General features: G+C 35.2%; 4 protein-coding genes. All 4 read left to right on the forward strand.

The window, feature by feature from the left end:
• Positions 1–763, forward strand: a 763-nt coding sequence (locus tag E1140_RS07855; protein ID WP_246202736.1) for a DnaJ C-terminal domain-containing protein, incomplete at its 5' end; no start/stop codon positions are given.
• Positions 760–1,056, forward strand: coding sequence for a chaperone modulator CbpM (locus E1140_RS07860; protein WP_155181350.1), 297 nt, complete (start codon positions 760–762; stop codon positions 1,054–1,056). The genes E1140_RS07855 and E1140_RS07860, both read left to right, overlap by 4 nt.
• Positions 1,057–1,283: 227 nt before the next feature.
• Positions 1,284–2,141 carry a carboxypeptidase-like regulatory domain-containing protein gene (locus E1140_RS07865; RefSeq protein ID WP_155181353.1) on the forward strand — a complete coding sequence of 286 codons (858 nt, stop codon included), beginning with the start codon at positions 1,284–1,286 and terminating at the stop codon, positions 2,139–2,141.
• 99 nt (positions 2,142–2,240) lie between these two features.
• A complete protein-coding gene (locus E1140_RS07870) occupies positions 2,241–2,873 on the forward strand; it encodes a DinB family protein (RefSeq protein ID WP_155181356.1) in 633 nt (210 codons plus the stop codon).
• Positions 2,874–3,006: the final 133 nt, after the last annotated feature.

The raw sequence follows: 3,006 nt of genomic DNA on the forward strand, positions 1-3,006 counted from the left end.
GTTGAAATTTAAAGAAATAAATGAAGCCAATGAAGTATTAAGCGACCCTGAAAACAGAAAGAAATACGATAAGTACGGGAAAGATTGGAAGCATGGTGAAGAGCAGGAAAAAGCTAGAAGTCAGTATGAAAGTAAGTACCAACATACTTCTCAGGGACAAGGTTTTTCCAGTGAAGATTATTCAGATTTTTTTGAATCAATGTTCGGTGGTGGCAGATCATCTTACCAACAAAGTCGTAGTCCAAAATTTAAAGGTCAGGATTACAATGCTGAATTGCATTTGAATCTAAAAGACGTTTTCACAACTCAAAAACAGGTACTAACCGTTAATAATCACAAAATTAGGTTAACCATTCCGGCTGGTGTTGAAAATGGTCAGGTTATTAGAATAAAAGGTAAAGGGGGCAAAGGTATTAATGGTGGACCAAATGGCGATTTATATATAAAATTCATTATCAATAATCACACTAAATTCAAAAGAGAAGGTAGTAATCTATTTCAAAACATTGACCTTGATTTATATACTGCCACACTAGGTGGAGAGATAACCGTAGATACTTTTGATGGCAAGGTGAAGCTGAAAATAAAGGCCGAAACCCAAAATGGTACAAAAGTTAAGCTAAAAGGAAAAGGGTTTCCTATTTACAAAAAAGAGGGGACATTTGGCGATATGATAGTCACCTATCAAATTAAAACACCTACCAATCTAAGTGAAAAAGAAAAAGAGCTATTTCGGGAACTGCAAAAATTGAAAACAAAATGAAAGAAGAGCATTATATACCAACACAGACCCTTTGCTCGCATTACAACATCGAAATTTCTTTTATCGATGCCTTAAACAAAATGGGGCTTATTAAGGTAGAAATTATTGAGCGGGGCCCTTCTATACATCAAGACCAGATAAGCGATCTTGAAAAGATTATCAGACTACACTATGAATTAAACGTAAACCTGGAAGGCATTGACGTTGTGTTGAATTTACTGGAAAAAGAGCGTGCTTTAAGAAATGAGCTAATTGCACTTAAGAATAAATTGCGAATCTATGAAAATGACTAGGTGCTTCACAAAGAGGAAAATTAGACATTGATTTAAGCTATCCTCTTTATCATCTTCAGCCTGTTATTACTAAATCAGTGATACCTGAACCCGTCACGCAAGGTATGCTCGATTATTTTGATTTTAATTACTTTTAAATGCGTAACGTGCCAACACAATATCCATTGGTTACGTCCCTAATATGGTTATATACATGATTAACATTCGGGTACTAGCGAAAATATGATATGATACAAAAATTAGTTTTAATCTCCATTTTAGTCATTATAGGCTTCAATCTTAATGGGCAAGTTATCATTGAGGGTTCAGTAAAAGATAGTAAATCTATGGAGGGATTAGCCTATGTTAATATAGGTATAGTGGGAGCAAATGTAGGGACAGTAACAGATCTTAACGGTAAGTTTCACATTACATTAGATGAAAAATACGATAATAATGAACTGCAAATCTCAATGATTGGGTATAAAAGCAAATTATTCAAGGTAGCAGATTTCAAACAACTTATGCTCAATGCCACTGAGGTAACTTTAGATGAAGCGCCATATGAAATGGAGGCGGTTATCGTTTATGGAAACAAGTTTAAGAAACCGAACACTAAAAAAAATACATTAGGCAATAAGAATAAATCGAAGAATTATGCAGCAGGATTTGAAACTAATCTGCTAGGCAACGAAATGGGTATTGTTATTAAAACAAAAAGAAGGCCTGTATTTATCAAAGATTTTAATATCCAAATAGCCTCTAATGATTACGAAACCTTCAAATTCAGAATTAACTTTTATAGCCTCAAAAATGGATTGCCGGATCAAAATCTATTGAAAGAAAACATTATTGTTGCCAGCTCAATTAAAAAAGGTAAGCTCACTGTTGATCTGAGCAAATACAATCTCATAATGGAAGATGACTTTTTTGTATCCATGGAATGGATTGAAGACATGGGAAAGCATGGTCTATTTTTCTATACAGATGTTTCAGAAACCGCAAGCCCTACTATTACCAGAAAAACAAGTCAGGGAGAATGGAAGGAAATAAATAAACTAACATCTACAAGAGGTTTAGGCATTACCCTTACTGTACAATATTGAAAAAAATACCGTGCAACCATCAAACAAGTATACTAGCCTTGACAGACCGGCAGTAAAATGTCAGGTTAGAGTGTTCAATTATTTCAGTACTTTAATGAAATGAAAACACCCCTAACAGCATTCTTTCTTATTTTAATTAGCACAAGTTTTGTCAATGGACAAACCAATAACCTGAAAGCACCTGAACCTCCACAATGGACTGAAGCAGATAAGCAGTATTTATTGGACAACTTAATGCACTCCAAACAGGATTTAATTGCTGAAACAAAAGACCTAACAGAAGCCCAGTGGAATTTTAAGGAAAGTGCTAAACACTGGAGCATCAACCAGATTGTTGAGCACCTCGGACTTTATGAATTGATCTTTGACAATGACATTGCCATTGCACTGCAAATGGGGCCATTCCCAAAGCATACCTATTATGCTCCCGACAGTGTATTTATGGATCAAGATCCGCAAGACAAGCAAAAGAACAAAACCACTGACTTCACAAAACCCTTCTCTTACTCAGTTCCTATGGGTAACAATAGAGGCATAGACAATTTGACTTGGGTAATAAAAATGCGTCAAGAGGCAATTGACTTTGTGAAATTAGAAGACCGAAACCTGCGTATCTATTATGTGAATTTTGGTCCCAATATCCATCAAAAATGTATTCAGATATACTCGCACAGCGACCGCCATTTAAGGCAAATTAAAAGGATAAAGGCAAATGTCAATTTCCCTAGATAATTAAACCCTCAAGACAAGATAAACATACAAATGAGAATTCCATTATTCATTATAATTTCAATAACCCTCCTTTCCTGTTCACAGGAGGAAGAGAACTGGACACACCTTTTGGATAAAAACCTTTCCCAATGGG

Origin of the sequence: Fulvivirga lutimaris, assembly GCF_009711525.1 — a bacterium.
In the GTDB taxonomy this organism is placed as follows: Bacteria; Bacteroidota; Bacteroidia; order Cytophagales; family Cyclobacteriaceae; genus Fulvivirga; species Fulvivirga lutimaris.